Below are 22,419 nucleotides of genomic sequence, written 5' to 3' on the forward strand. Positions count from 1 at the left end.
TTGCAGGTCCGGGGTTCCGGGTTGGATAAGAAACTTTAGAACCAAAACCCTTCACTTTTTTTGCGGAAATGGACGAAGTAATATCACTGTTGCAGAAACTGTAGGCAGAATTAGTCACTTTCTGAGTAGAAATGCTAACATTGACTTGGTTGTTATTTTGTTTTTTTGAGAGCGGGTCTCTGGCAGGAGATCCGTTCTCGTTTTTTTCTGCCCGATCCATGGCGAATCTCCTTCCTTTCTTAAGTGCAGTTCCAAGTTCCAGTTGTTAGTTGCAGGCAAAAGAGCCGACTGCATAATAAACGCTGACCGCTTTACGATGTAGAAAACGAAGGATCGGGTTAGAAGAGCGGGTTAGGAAATACGGGTAACTATGAGCGGGTCATAAGAAGCAGGTTTTGAAGTGGGAGATCCCGTGCAGAACCATCACGGGATGACAATTTCAGATGATTGTGCAGTTCTCTTGTAGGGGCGAACGGCCGTTCGCCCGAAAAAGGTCCTGGTTGGATTCTCTGCCTTTTACGCGAAAAAGGGACATACTATAGGAGTAGGTCAGTCTCTATTTTTACTGTTGTCCTCTCGTGAGCGCAGCGGACTCTCGGATATCCTCTTTCTCAGCTCTTGCAAGCGTTAAGCGATTAGCCATTCTTAACAATCGCATCTTGTATTAATTAATAGGAGACTATTTTGAAGCCAGAATCAAGAATCTCATCGTGTCATTACTTCTGTATGAATGACTAGAATTGTTGTGCCTGCCCTGTGCTTAAGAATCATTTTTAAAGGACGCGAATGTTCTAAGAAATTCCGCTGGCGTAACTATTGAAGTTCTTTCGAATTTCCCGACATCAAGCAGGTGATGATCGCCAGATACAATGTATTTTGCGCCTGCCTGAAGTGCACATGAAATGAACTTGGTATCATCAGGGTCTTCGATAGCGATTGAGATATCTTCAGATGAGTCAACTACTATCGAGCTATTCCTCAAGTAAGATAGTAACCTGTTTAACTCATCTTCATTGATTCCGGTGATGAGTAACAGTTTAGGACGCGAGAGGACATTAATAAGCTCCTTAAGAGTCGCTTCAGAGAAAGCTAGATCAAAAGCACCCTCTCTCCAGAGATCAAGGATTTTTGCAGGAGAACCCTTGCTAGATATGATCGCAGATATTAGAACATTGGTGTCAAGTACGACTCTTTCCATTTCTTTGACTCACTTATCTCTTCTTGACTCCTCTAATGCTTCGCGGATTTCTTCTTCAATTTCCTCTTCAGTCAAAGACTCAGCATTGGTTCTCACTCTCTGAACTAACTGAAAAAAATCTGACTTTGCCCTCTCCTTGTTGATCACTGCAACAGGCGTAAGAACTATTCTTCCTTCTTCCACTTCGACCTGTACATAGTCGCCTTCCTTCAATCCAAGAGAGTCGAATATCTGTTTTGGTATCGTGACCTGTCTACTTCTTCCCGCTTTAACTAATTCCATATAATCCCCTTTCATAATATTACTGTATTAGTATTATTATATCATCTGACAATTCTACAGCGAAAATGTACCCCAGGAACTAATTAACCCCTGTGTTTGTCTTTCAATGACTAGCAATGAAAGAGAATAGAAGTGCTGAAACAGGCTCAAATGACAAAGCGACCTGTTTCTGACTTTAAGCTGAGCGGGTTCTTCGTGTATAACGGTCAAAGGCTATTTATAAGAAGAAAGGTTTGCCGGGCTTCAAATGATAAAATTGATAAGGTGAAGTATATGGCTCTGAAGCTAAGTACTACATGTTTCTGGGATGTGGATGTTAGAGAACTTAACAAGGAGAAAGACAAATTCTTCATTATTTCGAGGGTTTTGGAATACGGGATGATGCGGGATGTTGTGAATCTCCTTTCTGAATATGATTCTGAAGAGATTGCTGAGGTTGTTAAAAGAAGCAGGATAATCGGTCTGGCTACCGCAAACTTCTGGAGTCTCATTCTGAATATTCCTAGATCGGAGATAACAAGATGCTTAGAACAGGCAAACTTTCATCACGGACGGTGAATCTTCTAGATCTTCTTGAGAGTAAACTTCCCGATTTTTATCTTGCAGACGATACAGCTCTGGCGATGTACTATGAACACCGTGTGAGTTTTGATCTGGCTTTCTTTACAGCTGAGTCTTTCAGGCCAGAAGTTCTTCTCTACTATTTGAAGCAATTGGGTGTTTGCATAGAAAATGTGAGGATTCAGATAGGTAACCTTGAAGCTGACATTGACGGTGTCCGTGGAAGTTGTTTTGAATAGCATTATGCCTTAGTTGAACCTTTGGACAAGTATAGGTCACTGGAAGTGGCTTCGGTAATCGATATCTCTGCCATGAAGATTAGTGCTATAGCCGCAAGAGCGGAAAAGAAGGATTACTTCGATCTCGCGGAAATTCTGAAGAGAGAGTCCTCGGAAAAAGTCCTTCAAGCTTTTGTCAAAAAATATGGTGAAGAAGTCGACCTTTACCATATAGTACGGGCTGTAACTTATTTCAATGACGTGGAGAATTCCCCCGATCCTTTAGAAGCAGTCTTGACTTGGAAAGAAGTAAAAGAATTGCTGGAAGGGAAAAACAAAGAGCTATTCGTTGTAGCAAAAAGTTTGCTTAGGCTCGATCAAGATTAGCCATTTACCTAAGCATTAGCTTTGTTTCTTGCATTCAGTAATCAGTTCTTTCTTTCAGAACGAGGGCCTTGTTCTTCGCTCAATAATGGCAGATCCAAGTACCATTTGCCTTGCAGGACGCAATGCCCGCTTCGCGGGGAAAGAGCAGAGTCCAAGAGCGGGTTACGAGGATCGGGTTAAGAAAACCGGGTTATGAGAATCGGGTTTGAAGAACAAGATGCTTAATTGAGTTCAGATGACGGGATGTAACACATTCCTAAGAACCAAAGGCAGTCATCCTGACAATGCTACTGGTCAGGATCACGGTTCTTCGCGAATATCTTCGAGAAGCCTTACTTGTGAATAGACAGGGACGTCAGGAGATCGTCAGTCCCCTATTCGAAATGCTACGGGATGATAATGTCAGACGATTATGCAATTCTTTTGTAGGGGCGAACGGCTGTTCGCTCGAAAGAGGTCTTGGTTGAATCTCTGCCTTTTACGCGAAAAAGGGACATACTATAGGAGTCGGTCAGTCCCCATTTTCGCTCTCGTCCTCTCGTGAGCGCAGCGATCCTCTCAAAATGCTCTTTCTCGGTTTCTTACAGCGTTCAGCGATCAGCGAAAAGCGGTTCTTAGGTGCGAGATCGCGTGCAAAAGCATCACAGGATGACAGAAGAGGCGCTCATTGGGGCAAGCTCTCCCTTTAGTCATCCTGACAATGTTCCTGGTCAGGATCCGTGTCTTTCTCGTAAAATGGGAATTTAAAAGCATTTGGGAGCCAGTCTGCTGACGCAGACCAGTTCCGACTGCGTCGGTCAAGAAAAGACCATTGAGAAAGAGCATTGTGGAGAGGTTCGCTGCGCTCACGAGAGAATTGAGAGAGAAGAAACCAGTAAGATTGGCGATGAAACTTACCCCGTCACATGCATCTCTTTGATCTCACTTTGACTAACCAAGAACAGATCCTTCCTCTGGAACAAAGAGCAATTTTTTCCTCATTGACGGCTGCTCTTCTCGGAGAACGGTGGACCGCTGACGGACAACGTTGTCTTCACAGCGTTCAGCGGACCAATATTTTTAACAGCTGATTCTCTTCTAATGCTTACAGTACCATGTCGATGTAAGCTGCGTGTGACCATAGGAGGGGCGAGGCAATTTCTCCCCATTTCTGGACCCATGGTTCATACATCTTCGAATCGATCAGATGTTCTGGAATCTGCTCGGGTAGACCACCGCTATTGTCGACATTTTTCTCTATCCACTTTCTTATCTCTTCCGAGACTGTATTTGCGCCGTTCAATTTTAAATGACCTGCAAGATAGGCGCTGAGAAGTATCCAGCTTCCGCCGCCGTAATAAGTATCCCTGTTATATCTCTTCAAACCTCCATCACAATATAAGTCGTCGATTATCGCTTTTTCAGTCCTTTTCATAAGTAGCGAGTCGCTGTCGAAGATTCTGAATGGATACGAGGCCCAGATGAGACTCGAATCGAACGAATCCAGCGCCGTTGACTTCTTCAGCCGCCCATCGTATGTCAACTCTTTGAGTATGAAGTCAAGGATTCTCTTCCATTTAGTCTGTCTGTTGATTACTCCTTCTATCGACTTCAGCCCCGCAACTATAGAGATTAGTGTCGAGGTGTGTATCATTGTCGGGAATTCTTCCCAGACATCGTAACAGGGAATCTCCCATACACCCTCAAGGTACTTTGCACAAAGATCGCAGATTTCGAGGTCGCTTTCATCTAGAAGCTGTGGGTTCTCGGCAACTATCCAGAGGAACGTACCGTAACCGTCGCTCTGCGCATTCGTCCAGTCGTCTTCGCTGACAAAGCCATCAAGAGTGTATCTCGTCGGCAGCAGAATGCTTAAATCAGAACGGGGACCAAAAGCGGCCTCTTCAAGTGAATGTCGGTATCTCTTGAGAACATTCAAACCCCATCGGATGAACTTCTCTGCGCTCTCCTTCTTTCCGGCCTTCTGCATGGCATGAGCGGTGAACGATCCATCTCTGAACCAGCAGTAGCCGTACTGCGAGAAGTTTGGCGATGCAACGTAGCTTCCCGCTTTACTCTGGTTTTCTTCAATGATTTTTATCGATCTCTCTAGTAAGTCCATCTACTGTATATCTCTCCATTCTATTTTGATTATTCCCTGTTCTTTGCCGATTATCCTCGCCATCCGCGTTGCTTTGCCACTTCTTTTGAGCTCGTCGACATCCTTCGGCCATTCATTTCCGACGTGAAGCTGTCCCTTCTCTTCCTGAGACCAGTTTGTGCCGAAGAGACTTTCGTCAGAAGGAATACTCAAGGGTATTATCGATCCCTTTCTGAGGTAAACTTCGTTTCTCTTACCGTGAATACTGACAGTACCTGAGTATGTCTCTCCACTCCAGAGATTCACCCATTCACCCTCAGGAAGAATTAGTTTTCTTACTTTCATTTCTTCATCCACTGCCGGTGAAACGACTATTTCTCGACCAAACATGTAAGAGAGCTCTTCAGGATCGTTTTCCTTCTCTATGAGGAAGAGCGGCAATGTCAGGGGTCTGCCAGTCTGAGCCGCACGAATCGATTCTCCATAAATGTAAGGGGAGAGAGTCATTCTCAAAGATGCGAATCTTCTGTAGTAATCTATGATATTTTTGTCGTTGTAGGCTCTTGAGATATTCCACGGTGTTCTCTCGGAGGAGGGCACTGGATCTCCCGAGTCTTCCGAGTGGAGCTGGAATATTGGTGTGAAGACCGCCAGTTCAATAGATCTTTTGTAGAGCTCAGCAGAGGGAATTTCTCCGCTGAATCCCGCGATGTCCCATCCCCAGAAGGGATTTCCGGAAATGGAAACGTTGAGACCAGCAGTTATGTTGTCTCTCAGAGCCTCCCAGGTTGAATCCTCATCGCCGACCCAGAAGAGGGAGTAGGCGGGACTCCTGGTATAGCCGGCGCGACTGAAGAGCGCTCCGTCTTCGTTCAAGATACTTGCACTAGCCTGGAAGTATTTCTCTGGATAAGCGTTTCTGGTCATTGCCGCGCTGCCGGCAGCCGTGAAAGTCTCTCTTCCCCAGAGGTGTTCTCCGCCGTCGGTCTTGAACCCATCGACTCCCAGTTCTTTGATCAGATACTCCCTCTTGGAGGCCCACCATTTTGCAGCTTCATCATTGTAGAAATCGACTACTACGTTTTCCTCGTGCCAGCGTGCAGGGGGGATTTTGTAATCGGAACCATCATCCTTCTTCACAAAGTAGCCCTTCGAGCTCCCGTAGCGGATATCTATAGCGGGCTGAGGATTGGAGTCGTCAAAGCATTTCATAACTGGAATCTGCCAAAGTAGAAGTTTTATTCCTTTCTCGTGAAGCTTTCTGATCATTTCTGCCGGGTCTGGCCAGGGTTCGCGAAATCTGAAATTGGCCAGTTTGAAGTTCCGCTCACCTGGGAGTGGTTCATATTGTGCTCCATTAAATATGTAGAAGGTCTGCTCATCTGCCCACGCCTCAATAACCAGAGCCGTTGCCGGGAGGTTGTTTTTCACAGTCTCATCCAAGACTCCCATGACCTTTTTCTGACTGTTCCACTGGTTGGCCGAGAGCCAGGGCCCAAGAGCCCACAGAGGAGGGGTACAAGGTTTCGAAATGCTATAGATTTCCTCAATTGCTTTCAGTGGAGTTTCTTTCTTCCACAAATGAATCCTGGTATCTTCAATTGGGAAGCCTCTTGTGTAAACCCGCAGAGTAATCTCTGATCTGTCAAGCTTGACGGAAGTCATATAGCCCGTGTCCACGAAGAGGGCCTTTCCGTTGCTTGAGAAGATAAATGGAACAGGGGCGTATCCCCTGTCTTTCTGAACTTTGTACTGATCGTATACGTGGATGAACCTCTCCTGACCGTCGGGTATCGTGATTGCATCGAAATGTTCTCCAAGTCCATAGAACTGCTCGTTTTCATCCCTTTCGAGGGTTATTCTCAGATCAAACAGTTCCGTTCCGTCCGTCAGTATACTTGCTTCTTTGACTGATTCACATCCGGTTCGATTATCTCTGCTCACAGTTAGGGTTTCATTTTCTAGTGAAAGAAAATCACGCGCATCTATCCATTTGCATACAGTGTATTCATACCACTTTGAAATTACGTAGGTTGAAGGTCCGCGACCTGCAATGAACCTGTACTTAACCTTTGTTCCCGCACTCTCGGACTCTATATCTACTTCCCAGTGGGCTTTGCCTCCATGATTGAGCTGGTACTGAGCGCGTCTCTTATAAGTCCTGTCACCTGCTTGAACTTCGATCCATGCTCTCTGACCGACAGTCATCGGGTCTGTCACGAATCTTACTTTCACACAATCTCCCTCGAGAGGTTCACGCGGACTTCTTTCGTAACCCTGAACGATATAGTAAGGATCATCTATTCCAAACGGTGTATGAATAATCTCCATTATCTGCTCCTTTCATCTTCGAACAGTAAAGAGCTCGCTTTCGATCACTCTGTATATGCAGCCAAGCGTCCAGGCCTTCTCACCAATTCTGTCGATGTCAAACACCACATTGTCAGCCAAACTGGAAAACGCGTTTCTTCTTGCGTTATCTATCGAACTCTCGAGGAAGAATTCTGAAAACTCTAGTGCTTCCCCGCCTATGAGCAGGTAATCAGGCGCGAAAATATTGATAAGGTTTTTCAGGGCTGTCCCAATGTCCTCGCTGTATTCTTGGAAAACTCCTATAGTCGTCTCTCTATCGATTTCAACTGCTCTTTTCAGGTAATGTATCTCCGAAGTTTCCGTCGCCTTTACGGAGCTGTACAGCTCTTTTAGTTCTGAGGAGGCCGTTCTTGAAAAGACCTTACGCGCAAGAACTTCGAAGGAAGCTTGAGCTTCCAGGCAGCCCGTGCTACCACATGTGCATCTGTTGCCGTTCTGCGAGATTGTCATGTGGCCGAACTCTCCGCTTCCCGCGCCGGTGAGGTGGAGCTTCCCGTCGATTGCTACCGCGCCGCCTATCCCTACTCCCAGAGTTATGAAGACGCAGTTCTTGTGGTTATTCACATCGCCCTTCCAGAATTGGGCGAGAGCAAAGGAATCTACGTCGTTCATCACAAAGGTCTTCTTTCCGGATCGTTCCGAGATCAATTCCGCTATTGGTACTTCTTTCCAGTTCAGAAGGAAGGAATTCTTCACAACGCCTTTCAGGGAATCCACTATGCCCGAGACGGCGATGCCTATCCCCAGAAGGCTTTCGCCTATTACTTTACTCCATTCCTTAAGAACGGTTTCCGTTGCTGAGACAACCTCTTCTGGAGACTGATTGTCAAGGAGCCTTCGCTCACTTACAAGAACCGTACCGAAGAGGTCAGTCAATGAGTAGTCAAGATAACCCACGCCTATCTTCAGTCCTAGCACACAGAGCTTCTTCGGTTGGATGCTTAGTAGAATGGGCTTTCTTCCCCCTGTCGAGTCTGCGACCCCGGTTTCCTCCACAAGCCCGCTTTCGATTAGCTCTCCCACTACCTTCGTAACCGTTGCAGGACTCAGGCCGGTAAGCTTTGCCAGGCTCGCCCTGTCTATTCCTTCATTTGAATAGATTCCTCTCAGAAGCAGTTTTTCGTTTATCTCTTTCATTATCTCTTTACTGGCTTTGGTTGCCACGACAAACCTCCAGGGAAGGGGCCGGGAACGAATCCCGGCCCGATCTTTAGATCAGTCTAGCTTTATGGATCTCTCCAGTTCTGCCTGGGCATCATTGAGCGCCTGTTCCGGAGTCTTTTCTCCGTATCTAGCCGCTTCTAGATGTCTGTTCACTATGTCTGCCATCTCGTTGAACTGCTCAATAACCGGGGGCGTTACGAGATAGTCCAGAGACTTGAATACAACTTCTTTGCTCTCTGGAGGCGTGGTCTGCTTGTAGAGCTCAATTATCTCGGGGTATGTTACCGGTGGTAGCTCCCAGCCCGCTTCGATTCTGATCTTGGCGACATCTATGTCTCCTGATAGAAAGCTGATCCATCTAAAGGCCGCGTCAACCTTCTTTGAGTCCTTGCTAATTGCAAGACCGTTTGCGAAGAAATGTGTCGCCTTGCTTGTGTTGCCCGGCTCAACGGCGATGTCCCAGTTGAAGTCGCAGCTATCTTTGAATGTCGAGAAGGCCCAGGTTCCGGTCACTATCATTCCAATCCTCTCCACTTCAAAGAGATCCCAGTCTCCCATGCCTGCCATCTGCGCATCGTTCGGCATGACGTTCGACTCGAGGATCCTATCAACCATGTACTGAAGAGTTTCGATGTTCTGAGGACTATTCAGTGTGAAGGCCGTCTTGTCTTCGTTGAGAATGCTGCCACCGTTCTGCTGGACCATCTTGTAGAATTCCCAGAACTGTACTGGCTGGTAAATCCCAAAGGTCATCGCATCCAGAGCCCTGATCTTCTTGGCCGCTTCCAGTTCATCGGCCCATGTCCAGTCTTCTCTCGGATGTTCGGCGCCTGCCCTGTCGAAGAGGTCTTTGTTGTAGATCAGCACTACGTTGGAAAAACTGAACGGCAAGCCATACTGTACACCATTGTCTGAAAAGGCGTAAAGCGCTCTTTCATTCAACACGCTGGTATCGAAACCAGAGGTGGCAAGAAGATCGTTCAGGTCTAGTAGAACATCCTTTTTCGCATAGGTATAGAAGTTCTCGTAGTTCAGCTCAAAAGCGTCAGGGGCATTGCCGCCGGCTACGACGGTCATCAGTTTGGTGAAGTAATCGCCAAAACCTACGGTTTCGATTTCTACCTTGATATCCGGGTTCTGTTCCTCGAAGATCTCTTTCATCTCTTCAAGATACTTCGCGTTTGCATCTGCTGAAGAGAAGTTCATGAACTTGATAGTCGTTACACCGAGTAGAGAGGTTGTCAGTACCATTGAGGCAACCACTAGAACTACCAGAAACCTTTTCATTGAATCACACTCCTTTTAGCCTTTTATACCACCTACACTGAGCCCCTGTTCGAAGTATCTCTGAGCGAATGTGTAGATTAGCAGTATTGGAATCATAGATATTAGAGCCCCGGCCATAAGCATGTTGTAGTCGCTCTGGTGCTGGCCATTTAGCAGACTGAGACCGACCGGCAGGGTCATCTTGTTCTTGTCCGTTAGAACTATAAGCGGCCATAGGTAATCGTTCCAGGCTCCCATGAACGTGATAACGGTAAGTGTCGCAACGGCGGGCTTGGACAAAGGCAGTATCATTCGAAAGAAGATCCTGAAATGCGATGCACCGTCCAGTACGGCCGCTTCAACGAAATCATCCGGTATCGTTCTCATGTACTGCCTGATCATGAATGTTCCAAACGCGTTGAAGAGAGATGGGAGCATGATGCCCACGTAACTGTTAAGTAGCGAGAGATGCTTCAGAGTGAGGTAGTTGGGAATCATCGTGATATTGGCAGGAATCATCATAGTTGCGATGTAGATACCAAACAAGACTTCCCTGCCTCTGAATTTGATCTTTGAAAAGACGTAGGCAGCCATGCACGCAGACATTACCGTAACGAACGTGATCAGTGTCGATATGAATATGCTGTTGAAAATCGCACGTCCAAAAGGGAAGACGTCGAAGATCTTGACGAACCCGTCGAAGCTTATTTTTTCCGGAAACCATTGAATAGGTAGTACTGTTAGCGCCTTGGCTTCCTTCAGAGACGTGGAGACCATCCAGAAGAAGGGAAGCAGAATGAAAAAGGAAAACGCCAGCATCACAAGGTAATAGACGGTCCGTCTAGAAAGCTTCTTAAGATTCATAGTGCACCCACTTTCTTTGCATCTTCCACTGAACAAGGGTTACGACCAGAATGAAACAGAACAAGACCCAGGACAGAGCCGTTGCATAGCCCATCTTGTAGTAAGTGAAGGCGTAGTTGTAGATCCTCTCCATCATCACCTGCGTAGACCCATGAGGGCCTCCTTTAGTCATGACCATGACCTGGGGGAAGAGCTGAAAAGAGTTAATTATGGCCATTATGAGTACGAAGAACATAGTTGGAGAGATGAGAGGGATAGTTATGTGTCTGAACTTCTGCCATCTCCTAGCCCCGTCTATAGAGGCCACTTCATAATAGGTTGGGTTGATTCCTTGCAGACCGGCCAGAAAGATCAGGCCAAAGAAGCCCATGTCCTTCCAGACGCTTGCCAGTACAATTCCCGGCATTGCCCAGACCTTGTCGTACAGCCATGACGGACCCTGCAAACCGACTACTCCCAGAATCGAATTTATTGGACCGTAGTAAGGGCTGAGAAGCCATCGCCAGAGCATTGCAGCAGCGACCCAGGAGCTAAGAACGGGAATATAGAATATTGTCCGAAACACTCCTGTGAACCTAGTTTTGATGTTGAGAAGCATTGACAGGGACAGTGAAGCGATAATCATGAGGGGTATATACAGAACTATGTAATAAAGAGTGTTGATGAGCACTCTCCAGAACTCTTCGCTCCCAAATATCTTCTTGTAGTTTTCAAATCCCAAAAAATTGGCTTTGCTCAGAACATCCCAGTCTGTAAGGCTGAGAATGAAAGAGTAAACAATGGGGAAGACTTGAAAGAAGATGAACCCACAGATACTGGGCAAGAGAAACACAAGAATTACCAATCTCTTTCTTGTCTTTTTATTCATTCAGTCCGATCCTCCCAAACAACCACTTTTCTCGATTTCTGATCTCAATAAAACATCCCTTGTCGAATGAAACTTCTAAAAAAGCGAAACTCTTCAAAAGATACTTTATTCACTGACGAAACTAAGTTCATTATACTTTCTTCCTTCGCTCAGGCAATTACCCATGATGATGAATGAGCGACTTCTCTGAATGAATAGAACCGTTTATGTATCTCAAGCTTCTTATCTCTATGAAATTCGATAATATCCATTACAGGATCAAATAGTGAGATCGAAAATTCTGAAGAGCTTAAGATGCGGAGCAACCATCCGAGTGCTGAAGATCAAAATCCAATGAATTAATAAGAAGTGTTCCCTCGAAAAAGAGATTCGTAAGATCTCTGAAGGAGGCTTCCTCCCAATATGAGCATATTAACTAGAACTCAATTCAGTGATCTCCAATTGTTAGAAAAGCTTTCCTATACATGGACAAACTCTGCTTAACAGTGAAGTTTGTTTTATCAGGGTTGGGATAGATCAATTAATCCAGCGATTAGTTTTTTTTTCACATTTCTTCATCTCTTTGCATAACGCTGGAAAACGTACGATGTATTAATTTATATTGTTTTACTACACTTGCTAGAGGTGGTATATGAATAGAGAGACAGTAAAAGTGACCCTCCTGGCCGAGGCACTGGAGATGAGCAGGAATTCCTATATTGAATATCGTACTCTCGAAGGGCTTGAGTCATTCTTTGACGGAAACAAAGTAATAGAGTTTGCAAAGGGACTTAAGGATGGATTCTCTCTTGAAATACCCCTGGAAGTGATAATGAGCAACGGATTCTTCAGGGGTTATCTTGCCGGTCTTATGCTTTCGGACAAGACTACTTCACATGTTGTCAAGGAAAAGATAGCCAAGATCCTTCTCGAAGATCTTCTTCGCACGCTGAATGAGGCAGAGGAAACTTCACCCAGTCAAGAAGAGAGTTTTCAGTCAGAAAGAGACTTGAAGAAGAGATTCTATTCCTTATTCGAAGAGAAGGAGCGCGAGGAATCTAGAGGACTTGTAAGAGAGAATTTCTCACTTTTCAGACATTTCATGAATAGTAAGCATTTTATTCCTATTTACCTTTGGGGTAATGAATTGACGACTTTCATTTGCGAAAGCTTAGATTCGGAGCAGTTCGAGGGCTCCTTAAAGGAAGACTTGAGAAAGATTGTTCCTTTTGTGCTTGCATCATACTCGATGCCCGATACTATGGGTTCGTCAGTAGGACTTCGATTACCGTCGGTTGAGAGTTATTTGAGCTCGCAGTTCCCGATTCTGGCTTTGATAAGGAATCGAAAACTGAATCTTGATCAGGTGACTGAGTTCATCAAGAGCCTGTCTCACATTATGTTTGGGGATATCTTGTTGGCGCCGGTTAGCATGGCAGCAGGTGGAAAGACGGAAGAGAAAGCAAGGGCAAAACTGATTATCAACAAGATGTTCGCTTCGATGAGTGATTCTGAACTCGGTATTATGTTGAATTCCTCCAGCTACGAGTCGAGAGACGGTTTTCTTTACGAAGTTGTCGTGTGCAATGATTTCAGCAAAGTTTTCGATAGACTGAAGAATGTTTTGAAGGGGATAGAAAAGAAGGCTTCCCTATTTTCCAATATGGCTATTGCGAGCGCCCTCCTGGACAAGGATGAGGCAACTGATTGGGTGGTAGAGTATGTCGCATATCTGAAGACGCTGGAGCCGACAATCGCAGTTGTACGATCGGGACTCTTGTTATGCATGAAATACGACTTTGAAGACGAGGAGCTCTTCAGCGAGAAGTTTTCTGAGATAACAGATGAGAAACCAGATCCGCCTTTGATCCGATCTCTTCTTCGGGATTCATTCGGTGATCTTGATGTGATCTATGAAAATATGGCAGACGAGTATTCTCATAGAACGGCGATTGACGGTGTAATTTCGAACTTGAAATCGATTAAGGAACCTAATTTCATTTCGTTCGAGAAGACCGGCAGTCTTGAGTATTCACGAGTGCCGATGTATACGCTGATAAACTCAGCGATAAGTCAGAACGATATCGATTATGCATTCGATACCTTGGCAGCTTACTGCAAGAAGTACCGGTTCAACTTCGAGTTCATAAATACACTTCTCTTCCTTTCCACAAGAGAAACTGACGAACTGAAGAAGCTCCTTCACGTTGAGGGCGAGCTCGCTTTGAAAGTCCTTCACGATATCGTTGAAAAGGATAGATGGGCATCACTTATAGAGAACGAAGAGAGTCCATCCAACACAGAACTCCTGCAAGTCATCGAACATTATGTGGATAGCTTGATCGACCGGAAGGATTACAGGGAAGCATTGAGGGTTATCGAAGAAGTCTTTCCCCTTGTCGGCCCGGATGATTACGGCTACCTCTTGGCGAGCAAACTACTTGTGTGCTGGAGACTAAATATGTTCGATGAATTGGCCAAAACAATGGAGTCTAATAACCACAGTGGCCATCCGAAGGCTCTTGCAGTATTGGCGCTGAAGAACTATGCCTACAGGGAGCTAGACAAAGCGGAACAGATTCTTCTGAAAATTCTTCGCCAATGCCCTGACTTCATCAAGTATCTGCTGGAGGAAGAAGAAAACGATAAGAAGGCCTTCGAGAAAGCAGAAAGAGGCAACCTCAGGAGTCAGAAAAGAGTCGATTCGCTGACTCTTGCAGAAGAGTTCAGAGGGGATTGGCTTAACCTGAGGGGCGGAAAGGAATGGCTGAAGAGAGTTCAGAAGGTTTTTGAAGAAGTGAGGGACGGCAGTAATCTGCCGAAGAACCTTGACTCTTCAAGCTGGTAATGAATTAAAATACTCGAGTTCCCGAAAGTGCCATCCAAAAAGAAGGAAGCGATGAGAAAATCTCATTGCACGCCTGGCCGTACGCAGTGCGACTTGCCACCGAAGGCGACTGGCTTGTCATTATTGTTAAGTTAACGCAATTCAAATAATGGAGTCCGCAAAAGAGGCATCATGGATTGTTGTAGATCTTTTCTCCCGGCTTGAGCGAATGGACGAGCCAGACGTTTCCGCCTACCACGCAGTTATCTCCGACAACGGTGTTCCCGCCAAGCACAGTCGCTCCCGCGTATATCACGACATGGTTACCGATGTCTGGATGACGTTTGATTCCCTTTATCGGATTTCCATTCTCGTCGAGTTCGAAGCTTTTCGCGCCAAGCGTTACGCCCTGATATATCTTTACATGGTGTCCTATGGTGCAGGTTTCTCCTATTACGACACCGGTGCCGTGGTCAATAAAGAAGTAATTCCCGATTGCTGCACCCGGGTGAATATCTATTCCGGTCTTTTGATGAGCATACTCCGTCATTATCCTGGGGATCAGCGGAACGTCCAGTTTGTAAAGAATGTGTGCGAGCCTGTAAGTGCTTATCGCTTCGTAGGCGGGATAAGCGATCATGATTTCTTCCACCGATTTGGCGGCGGGGTCTCCTTCGTATGCGGCCCGCACGTCTGTGACTAGAGTCAAGGCAACGGAGGGTAGTTCAGCCAAAAACTCCTTCACAACTTGACTTGCTCCTTCTTCTCCCAATTCAGGTCGTATTTCCATAATCATTTCCCTTAGTGTATTCAAACCCTCCAACAGTAGTTCTTCCCCGTCAACGGGTCGGGTATGTGAAAGCTGCGGGCAGAAGGTTTTTCGAATAAGATGAATGAGCTCTACCGTCTTTAGCTTTATATGTCCAAGTGAGTAAGACTTTGATGAACAATGAGTCTTGGCGATTTGTTCGTATGCTCTTGCTACTTTTTGTGAAATCTCGTCTTTGTAATTATCATTCATAAGCATTATCTCCTAAAAAACTCAGTTGATTTCTTTCAGTATAGACGAGAAATCATGAGATTGCTCAACGAGTTTTGATCAATCAATGTCATTCTGAAACCTCGGTAGTCGATCGCGCCGAGGAGCGTCGACTTCAAAGGATACCAAAGTTGGCCTAACATAAGGTCACGATATTTGTGGTTACCCGAGCGCACATGGGGTATAAAATATGAGTCGAGAAGCGAAGAATTATTCATGGAGGATGAGGTTATATGAGAAGATTGCTCACGGTATGTTTCCTGGCACTGTCAATTGGATTGTTCGCAAGATTTGAGATTGGGCTACCGGTTTTTTCCATGCCCCAAAGCGATTCTAAGAACGGAATTGTTGAAGTCTTGACGGATTTATCTGAAGAGAATATGAATCTCGAGATAACTGTAGTCTTTACCGATGAGGATTACCCGTGTCCAGTTATCAATTTCCTTTATGATATCTATCGCTATTTCAAATATGGCCGTATTGAGGATATTGAGAGTTTCTACATCAGGTTCGATTCGGATGGGAAGATAATTGCTCTAGATTTCCCGGGTGTTTTTGCAGCTGATCACGCCTTTCATGACACGAAGAATCTACATGGGTCTGCGGTCCTGATGCCTGATGTAATAACATTTGTGGATGGAAGGCCCTTGATCTTCATCAATACTTGGAATCACATGTTCGGAGTAATCCCGTCCTTTGACAGAGCTAACGAGACTTTGCTGTCAGACTATCCCGTCACCGAAGGGACCAGGTCCGACGCGGAACATAAGTACTCCTGGCACCATTAGTGGTCTCGTTCAGGTTGAAGGGTTTTGCTCTCTTAGCTGAGTGAATTACCGTTGCTTTCATTGCTCTTGAAATGTTTCAAGAACAGCTGGACGATCGAAGTGCATTCTAGATTTTTTCTTGTGTCGACACAGCTTTGCGAACAAGGATATGCAAGCAGCGTCCAAGGGACCGCACGATTATAATCCGTTAAGTCAGCTTGAATGGCAGTTTCTTGATCTGAATTTCTGTTTGTAGAATAGTAATCGCTGAAGTCAAACTGTCAGAAGAATTGCAAGCTGGATTTTGCTTCCCTAGCGCTTAGAGTAATCATTCAGCTGCTTTTAAGTCACAATACCTCTCTAAGTCGCTGTCATTGCCATAAAGGAAAGGGAATAAGAAACCTGTGATGTCCGAACACTGATTGGTCGCAGAGAGTCAAATGGTTTGGAAGAGGTTCTTTTCCGGTTCACTGTACATTTCACACTCCCCACTTAACTTCGTTTTGATGCCCAACTAGATTTATAATCATTCATTCGGAAGAAAAACTAAAGGGTTATTGAATAATTAGAAAGTTTAGTTCACCCGATGGAGATGAAGAACTTGCAAAAGGCTACCTCTGCGGAAAAAAGAAACGAACTCGATGAACTACGCAATCTAGTCGGAAGTTATTCCCAGAGCGCGGATGATAATCATGTGCATCTCAACCTAAGGGGACCGGATCTTACGGGCGATGATGCGGAAAGAGCAATAGATGTGCTTGAAGAGAAAACCAAATATCTGCCTTTGAAGGGTAATTTAACTGTGATGGTCGACTGTGATTGCGGTGATCTGCACGATTTCTCGATAAAGATAAAAGACTCCATAAGAAAGCAGCTGATTCCTTTGCTTTACTATGTCGATCTTGATCTGAGGAGGCTTTCCAGAGTTAGCGTTGTCCTGATGATATTCGGTGTTCTAGCTATGGGGACGGCTTCACTGCTCTCCGAGCTTTCTTTCAACGCCTATGCGCTTCACGAAATACTCGTCATTGCGAGCTGGGTCTTCATATGGGCATCCGTCGAGACTTTCTTCTTCGACAGGAGAAGGCTGAAAAACAAAAAACACCGTCTTCAACGCATCTACTTTGCAGACTATGTGATTACTGATTGCCAAAGAGAAAATGACTATCACTAATACGCTGTAAAGCATTTCTAAATAAATGGGGGGAATTAAGATGGCAAAGAAAATGCCGGTTGTGTACTGGGAAATCAATGCAGTAGATGGGGAGTCGCTTTCCGAGTTCTATGAGGAAGTCTTTGAATGGGAAACAGAAGTTAGCGACACGGGATTTCATTCTTTCAAGAGCGGAGATCCCAAAGGCATAAACGGCGGAATATTCACCGGAAAAGGTGTACTTCCGACTCATAGGGCACTGTATATTGAAGTTGAAGACATGAACGAGATTATAAAGCGGGTTCAAGACCACGGCCAGGAGATACTTCAAGGCCCTTTCAAATCTGGTAACACCATTCTTGCCTTTTTCACCGATCCCGAAGGGCACATGATCGGATTGATTCAAAGAGAGTGATGCTCTCTGGAGCGAAGCTCCCTCTTGGTTACGCTCAACGTCTTGACAACACGAGATAAGAGCCAGAGAGAGAATAACGGTTCTTCCGCGCTACCATCGCAAGTTCTTCCTAAAGAGCGAAGATAATAGTTCCGGTGCTTCGCACCTAAGATTCTCGTTCCGACAGTTAGTCTCCAGGTTTTTGGTAAAAAAAGCTGTATGAGATCAGACGTAAAAACTCTGAAGAGCGTGGAAATCTTCTCTTCTATCCTCCTTCCTGGCACCTCTGACCATAATTGTGCCTCTTCAAATCTCTAAGCAATCTCTAAGCGGCTTTTAAGCGGGCTCCAAGAAACGGACCGTAGACTGAGAATGTACCAAAAATCATATGGAGGTGTAAGAGATGAAAAAGATAGTGTTGATTACGATAACGGTTCTTCTGATCGGTGGAATGACATTGGCAGTAGGTTACGGAACGAAGGCAATGCAGAGAGTTCAGGATCCTACAACCTGTGAGAACTTTGTGGATGCAGACGGTGACGGAATAAATGACAACTGTCCGAATGACGGTGTAAGAGAACTTAAGAATGCCCAGGACGGAACAGGCTACAGGCACGGAGCTTCTGGCGAAAAGGGACCGGGACTCGGCAGAGGATTCGGAAAAGCAGCACAGCTGTAAAATTAAACCCCTAGTAATTCAAGTCAAGGGCCCGAAAGGGTCCTTGTTCTTATAATGATGAAATCAGAATAACAGCCTTCCAAACCCACAGACTCCTCGTTTCTTCTGCTCTGTCACCCCGAAACGAGTTCGGGATGACACAGCGAGGGACTTCCAAAAGCCGCTGTCGGGATAATTTCCTCAGTTGCATTGAAACCTGAATTGATTGTCGCTCTCATCACGAGACCCAGTATCCTGTACTCGATACCCTGCCCTTCGCGTCATCTGAACTTGATTCAGCATCCCGTTCTAAGACCCGCTCTGCGCTTAAGTACGAAGACTCGCTAATCGCTGTGAGCGAAAATAGGGACTGACGGGCTCCTATGGTCGCATTTTTCGCGGAAAACCGAGATCCTGGCTAGAATCACGTCGGATGACGTTAAGCGAGAGCCTGCCCTGATTAGCCTGCCCCAAAGTGCTCGTGTTTGGGGTCACTGTTCAGGGGTCTTGCACGGGATTTGTTTCTTCTTGTTGCCTTGCTTTTCAAGCGATTAGCGTCTTCAAGCAAGCGGCCAGCGGCTCTTCCGCCTGACGCAGTCAGAACTGGCCTCGCCAAAAACGAGACTGGCCAGGCGTAGCCTGACTGGCCTGCGTTAGCAGACTTACAGTGAGGATCTTTCCCCGCGAAGCGGGCCTTGCGTCCTGGCATGATTTTTGCCAGCCCTGCGTCCCGGGATGTACTTCCCGGCCTTGCGTCCGCCGACGATCTTCGGCGCCTTGCGTCTTACAGTTCTTGTCGGAGAACGGGTAACCGATAACGGATAACCGTTTCTTATTCAAGTTGAAACTTGGTACTTGCAGCTTCTAGAAAATTACCGAGCTCTTCGGCTCAACTTCAACCAGTTCTACGATTTGGCCTTCCTTTACCACTATTCTTCTGTACGCAAGTGTGCCGTCAGTTTCCACTGCCCTCTTCGTCGTAACGGCAAGTGTATTAAGTGAATAGTCTATCGCATCGCTATGTCTATGACCAAAAAGAGCCAGGACGACACTGCTAGTGCTGAAAAGTTCTAGCATCTCTCTTCGCAGGGCAGTTTCTTCGAAGAAGATCCATCGATCATCGTAGAAGTTGTGATGGGCGAAAAGAAGGATCTTACCAGAGCCAATTCTGGCCAGTTCTTCGGCTATCCATTTCATCTGTTCTTCAGACACTACGCCGCTCACAAATCCATAATCTGAATCGGCCGTATTTAGACCCATGAAGTGCCAGGAACCCCATTGAAAGCTGTAGTAACAAGGACCAAATACCTCTTCCCACAGTTCGATCCCGCTAGTCTTCCCGGATCTTTGAGTATCGTGATTCCCTGGCACAGCAAATACGGGAAAGTCACAGTATTCAAGAACCTTCTTCTTTATGAATTCCCAGTCAGTTGTATATGCAAGGGCAGAGCTAGAAAGATCGCCTGTTATTAGCATCAGATCGGGGCTTTCTTCACGAATCTCACTAAGAAGTCTTTCAAACAAGAGCATATTCTCGGGTTTACCCGGCAGATCGAGATGGAGGTCAGTAATCTGAATGACTGTGAAGGAGTCATCCGTGTGTCCGATTCGAACCGAGTGTTCTTCCAGCTGATGGTAGAGACGACCGTTGTTCTCTGCGAAAACCTCCAGCGAATAAAGGCCTTCGGGAATGCGATCCGGGATAATGTAGGTGTTTTCACCGATTTGTGACAACTCATATGCGCTTCCGGCTCTGCTAAGCAGTCTTGCTCTCTTTTGTGAATAGCTTTCTTCTGTTAGTATTTCAAGGATGCGATTGTCACTTAGATAGGGGAAAGCAAATCTCGGAGAGACAATGAATTGGTATTCCTCAACTGAACTCTCAGATGGAGGCTTTTCTTCAGATGATGCACTCGCCTTAACTATATTCCATCCAAGATTTGTCTTCATTGTGAAACCCAGAGTGTTTTCATCCAACCAGAACGGACTTGTTGATGAGAAGAGATCCCTCGTTGCAGGAGAAATCGAATAGTCGAATAGATCCATAATGAACACTTCTACTTCCCCTCTGTAATCGGCAACAAATGCAAGCTTTGTGCCATGAGGCGACCAAAAGGGAGAAAACTCATTGAAAGAACTGCTTAGAATCCCAGTCTTCTTGCCGGTTTTCATGTTCAGGGTCACTATGTCCCAACTATTCCCGCTCCAGTACTGGAAAGCGACATCGTTGCCTGTCGGTGACAACGTAGGTGACCTCGCATTCTCAGCGACAAGTGTCCTCTCACCGGACGTCAAATCCTGTTTCACAACAAACCATTTGCCTTCTCTTCTTTCGGAGTAAAGCAAGAAGTCTTTCTTGGGAGAAATTACGGGTTCAATTTGGTCATATGATTCCGATGTCAGAGTCTTTATCTCTTTTGTTGACGTGTCATACGAAAATATATCCCAGTCACTGTCTTGATCATCAGGCAGAATTCTTCCTGCAAAGACCAGAATATTGTCTTTGAGATTTGGATATTCGGCTTCCCCGGGGAATGGTATCTTTGTTGAGACATTCCCCTGAACTAGTTCATAAATTGCGGGAGAAAAGTCCTTGGATCTTGTTCCCTTTTCCTTGTAAAGACTGGCAAAGACTTCTTTTCCATTTGACGTTCCAGCAATGCTCGAAGAAAAGAAATCATTGTCGGACGATAGCAGCCAAGTGATGGTTTCCACGTTCTCAGGAAGTACGAGATCTCTCGACTCTTCTTTCTTTGTGGTTTCAGGTTCTTCCTCTGTCGGAGTGAGTAGGTCCTTTCTTGCAATTGTAGTTAAGAACAAGATCCTGTTTTCTGTGTGCTCTCGAATGTCTTCGTTAATGGTGGGTCTGACATAGAACTCCCCTTCATTATCCTGGATCAGGACTCCCTGTACTGCAACGAAGCTTCCATCGCCTAGAGCAGATATGTCTATGCCGGCATAGTCATAGAACTTCACTTTCATTCCAGCAGATACGTTGTCAAAATCACGGTCTGAAGGTCCAGTTAGCCAGAAACCCCTGGAAATTGTTTCGTTGTCGTAAGCGCTTATCTTCCCGAAAATCATCACCAACGAACCTTCAAGGTTTATGAGCTGGCTCTTTGCAGAATCTGTAAAGATGATCACAGGATCGGGCAATGTCTCTCCTTTTCTGATTATCTCAATGTCATCGGGAGAGGCCGGTCTTATGACAAGGCTGTTTACATCTGTTGTATATCCAACCGTGGAGAGAGTACCTTTCACCCGTACAAGATCGTCTTTCTCTACGAGCGGCTCCTTGAAACCTTGAGCATAGATGAGAATGCCTGCGCTCTTGTCTGTTAGGGCGAAGTAATTCGCCGAGTCGTGCCAGAGGCCTGAGCTTACAACCGCTATTCCTTCAACCTCAACGATGTTGTTTAGAAGCAAGTACCTGCCTTCGGATCTCTGTCGAATATCATTGATAGTCATGGCTATTGGGTCTACGAGTTCGACCACTGGTTCTTTCTCAGCTACCGGTTCCTGAGGAGATGACAATGTGAAGATGTCGTAGCTTCCTGCTCCATCGGGTCTGTTCAATGCCGAGAAGTACATTATCTGTCCGTCGGTCCAAAGACTTCTTTCGTCGAGAAATGTGTTGATATGTTCTCCGGTGTGCTCGATACTCCTGGTGTAAGGATCCCAGCGATAAATGTCATATCCTCCAATAGAGTCATCCCTTGCCGAATCAAACCATATGGAGCCATCAGGATCAACGAATACCGACCATTCATCGCCGCCGGTGTTAAGGAAGCTGAGATTCTCTGGTGACGACCATTTCCCGTCGACTGATTCAGATCTCCAGATATCTCTTCCTCCGATAGGTTCCTTTCCGTCAAAAGTGCCTTCCGAAGTGAAATATACTACGGTCTCTTCCGAATTCACCCAGATATCCCACTCTTTTACGTCCGTGCTGAGTTCAGTTATTAGAGTACCTTCTGTCCAGCCACCCTTCTCTTCATCGAACACCGATCTGAAGAAATCATAGTCAGTATCGGCCGAGTATCTACCAAAATACATAACCAACACTCCATCATTTTCTATCACACAGGGATTGATCTCGTACTCAGACGTGTTGATTTCTCCTGGAAGCCATTGTGGTTCGGCCCATTCTCCGTTTTCAAGTGTTGTGTAGTAAATATCGTAGTTTGTCCCGGCGAAGTAGAGAATGCCGTCGTGAAGCCACGGCATCCTCTCTATTCCACTCGAGCAAAATGGCAGCATCTCCACTTCTATCTGACCGAAAGTCATGATACTCACGAGCGCAATTGCCAAAATGATCAATATTCTTTTCGCTTTCATAGT

Annotated in this window: 18 protein-coding genes; 8 read left to right on the forward strand and 10 right to left on the reverse strand. The window is 45.7% G+C overall.

The features are described 5' to 3' along the window. Positions 1–760 precede the first annotated feature (760 nt). Complete coding sequence (locus Y696_RS05800; protein ID WP_121509916.1) at positions 761–1,198, reverse strand: putative toxin-antitoxin system toxin component, PIN family; 438 nt, start codon at positions 1,196–1,198, stop codon at positions 761–763. A gap of 9 nt (positions 1,199–1,207) precedes the next feature. Beyond that, the gene (locus Y696_RS05805; RefSeq protein WP_006486317.1) at positions 1,208–1,480 is read right to left on the reverse strand and encodes an AbrB/MazE/SpoVT family DNA-binding domain-containing protein; all 273 of its coding nucleotides are present in this window, start codon (positions 1,478–1,480) and stop codon (positions 1,208–1,210) included. A 273-nt stretch (positions 1,481–1,753) separates the two neighbouring features. Here Y696_RS05805 and Y696_RS05810 point away from each other — a divergent pair, with 273 nt between their 5' ends. From Y696_RS05810 to Y696_RS14265, 3 genes are read left to right on the forward strand one after another with little or no spacing between them, the layout of a single operon-like run. Continuing rightward, positions 1,754–2,038, forward strand: a complete 285-nt coding sequence (locus tag Y696_RS05810; protein ID WP_147431770.1) for a DUF6922 domain-containing protein — start codon at positions 1,754–1,756, stop codon at positions 2,036–2,038. Then, positions 2,002–2,280 (forward strand): hypothetical protein, encoded by a 279-nt coding sequence (locus Y696_RS14260; RefSeq protein ID WP_259459859.1) that lies wholly within the window; start codon positions 2,002–2,004, stop codon positions 2,278–2,280. Before Y696_RS05810 ends, Y696_RS14260 begins: the two co-directional genes overlap by 37 nt. Before the next feature lie 21 nt (positions 2,281–2,301). Next, positions 2,302–2,646, forward strand: a complete 345-nt coding sequence (locus Y696_RS14265; protein ID WP_259459860.1) for a nucleotidyl transferase AbiEii/AbiGii toxin family protein — start codon at positions 2,302–2,304, stop codon at positions 2,644–2,646. A 1,084-nt stretch (positions 2,647–3,730) separates the two neighbouring features. On the opposite strand, the gene Y696_RS05820 is transcribed toward Y696_RS14265, so the two are convergent. The 6 genes from Y696_RS05820 to Y696_RS05845 are packed head-to-tail and all read right to left on the reverse strand — an operon-like array spanning position 3,731 to position 11,261. Further along, complete coding sequence (locus Y696_RS05820) at positions 3,731–4,747, reverse strand: glycoside hydrolase family 15 protein (RefSeq protein WP_121509918.1); 1,017 nt, start codon at positions 4,745–4,747, stop codon at positions 3,731–3,733. Then, positions 4,748–7,057, reverse strand: a complete 2,310-nt coding sequence (locus tag Y696_RS05825; RefSeq protein ID WP_121509919.1) for a TIM-barrel domain-containing protein — start codon at positions 7,055–7,057, stop codon at positions 4,748–4,750. A gap of 12 nt (positions 7,058–7,069) precedes the next feature. After that, positions 7,070–8,263: an ROK family transcriptional regulator gene (locus Y696_RS05830; protein ID WP_121509920.1), complete on the reverse strand. Its 1,194-nt coding sequence runs from the start codon at positions 8,261–8,263 to the stop codon at positions 7,070–7,072. Positions 8,264–8,314: 51 nt separating this feature from the next. Then, positions 8,315–9,550 carry a sugar ABC transporter substrate-binding protein gene (locus Y696_RS05835; protein WP_121509921.1) on the reverse strand — a complete coding sequence of 412 codons (1,236 nt, stop codon included), beginning with the start codon at positions 9,548–9,550 and terminating at the stop codon, positions 8,315–8,317. Between the two features lie 15 nt (positions 9,551–9,565). Further along, positions 9,566–10,393, reverse strand: a complete 828-nt coding sequence (locus tag Y696_RS05840) for a carbohydrate ABC transporter permease (RefSeq protein WP_121509922.1) — start codon at positions 10,391–10,393, stop codon at positions 9,566–9,568. Further along, entirely contained in the window at positions 10,383–11,261 is an 879-nt protein-coding gene (locus Y696_RS05845; protein WP_121509923.1) for a carbohydrate ABC transporter permease, read from the reverse strand. The genes Y696_RS05840 and Y696_RS05845 overlap by 11 nt, the downstream gene beginning before the upstream one ends. Positions 11,262–11,892: 631 nt before the next feature. Between Y696_RS05845 and Y696_RS05850 the strand changes: the two genes are divergently transcribed. Next, a complete protein-coding gene (locus Y696_RS05850) occupies positions 11,893–14,088 on the forward strand; it encodes a hypothetical protein (protein WP_121509924.1) in 2,196 nt (731 codons plus the stop codon). Between the two features lie 169 nt (positions 14,089–14,257). Here Y696_RS05850 and Y696_RS05855 read toward each other — a convergent pair whose 3' ends face one another. Then, positions 14,258–15,088, reverse strand: coding sequence for a serine O-acetyltransferase (locus Y696_RS05855; RefSeq protein ID WP_121509925.1), 831 nt, complete (start codon positions 15,086–15,088; stop codon positions 14,258–14,260). 251 nt (positions 15,089–15,339) lie between these two features. Here Y696_RS05855 and Y696_RS05860 point away from each other — a divergent pair, with 251 nt between their 5' ends. The 4 genes from Y696_RS05860 to Y696_RS05875 all read left to right on the forward strand — a co-directional run bounded on the left by Y696_RS05860 (position 15,340) and on the right by Y696_RS05875 (position 18,099). Then, positions 15,340–15,894, forward strand: a complete 555-nt coding sequence (locus Y696_RS05860) for a hypothetical protein (RefSeq protein ID WP_006486335.1) — start codon at positions 15,340–15,342, stop codon at positions 15,892–15,894. Between the two features lie 571 nt (positions 15,895–16,465). Beyond that, on the forward strand, positions 16,466–17,047 hold the full coding sequence (locus tag Y696_RS05865; RefSeq protein WP_259459861.1) for a hypothetical protein: 582 nt from the start codon (positions 16,466–16,468) through the stop codon (positions 17,045–17,047). 40 nt (positions 17,048–17,087) lie between these two features. Continuing rightward, the gene (locus Y696_RS05870; RefSeq protein ID WP_006486337.1) at positions 17,088–17,441 is read left to right on the forward strand and encodes a VOC family protein; all 354 of its coding nucleotides are present in this window, start codon (positions 17,088–17,090) and stop codon (positions 17,439–17,441) included. Between the two features lie 382 nt (positions 17,442–17,823). After that, positions 17,824–18,099, forward strand: coding sequence for a hypothetical protein (locus tag Y696_RS05875; RefSeq protein WP_006486339.1), 276 nt, complete (start codon positions 17,824–17,826; stop codon positions 18,097–18,099). An 843-nt stretch (positions 18,100–18,942) separates the two neighbouring features. On the opposite strand, the gene Y696_RS05880 is transcribed toward Y696_RS05875, so the two are convergent. Then, positions 18,943–22,416: a metallophosphoesterase gene (locus Y696_RS05880; RefSeq protein WP_121509926.1), complete on the reverse strand. Its 3,474-nt coding sequence runs from the start codon at positions 22,414–22,416 to the stop codon at positions 18,943–18,945. Positions 22,417–22,419 lie beyond the last annotated feature (3 nt).

The sequence above is a fragment of the Mesotoga sp. H07pep.5.4 genome (genome assembly GCF_003664935.1).
Classification (GTDB): domain Bacteria; phylum Thermotogota; class Thermotogae; order Petrotogales; family Kosmotogaceae; genus Mesotoga; species Mesotoga prima.